We start from the raw sequence: 540 nt of genomic DNA, 5'->3' as shown, positions 1-540 counted from the left end.
AGTAATCCAAGACGTTGATACCGGCTTCGGCTGACGTCGCTATCATTCCCATCACCACATCAGCAATACTGGCGCCAGCTTGAGTTTTATGGAACATCGCATTCTTACGGTTTCTGGCGACCAGTTTGAGGGCTTGCTCCGCTTTGTTATTGTCTATCGGAGCCCCTTCGATGTGGCAGAACGCGCTAAGCCCGTCATAGTGTTTATTGAAGTATCCAATCGCTTTGCCAAGACCACTATTTTCTTCAACACGCCCTCTATTAAGTTCTGTCTCTCCCCATTCACGGATCTGCTCCATCACCGGCAGAGATACTTTCTTATGCCACGCAAGTCGCTGCTTACTGCTGAGCCTCAAGACTTTGGCCTCATGATCGTTATCCCAGATCATTCCATACCACGTTAATACCTGTTCAACTTCGGTTGGGAATGAGTGAAGCACTTCCGCGAACTGCCGCCGCCCGTGACTATTGCACAGACAGTGTTGGACTTCATAACCAAGAGATGGGCGATTGCTGGATAAGGCATCGCTCATCAATATGG

1 protein-coding gene is annotated in these 540 nt (G+C 49.3%); it reads right to left on the bottom strand.

Annotated features, from left to right (window positions below; genetic code table 11):
- Positions 1–540: IS66 family transposase (locus R7190_RS30040; protein WP_318138232.1), on the bottom strand; the 540-nt coding region annotated here is incomplete at both ends.

This window comes from Vibrio sp. 1078-1, from assembly GCF_033340475.1.
Note: the sequence above shows the minus strand (reverse complement) of the source record. Positions and strands in the feature narration are given on the sequence as shown.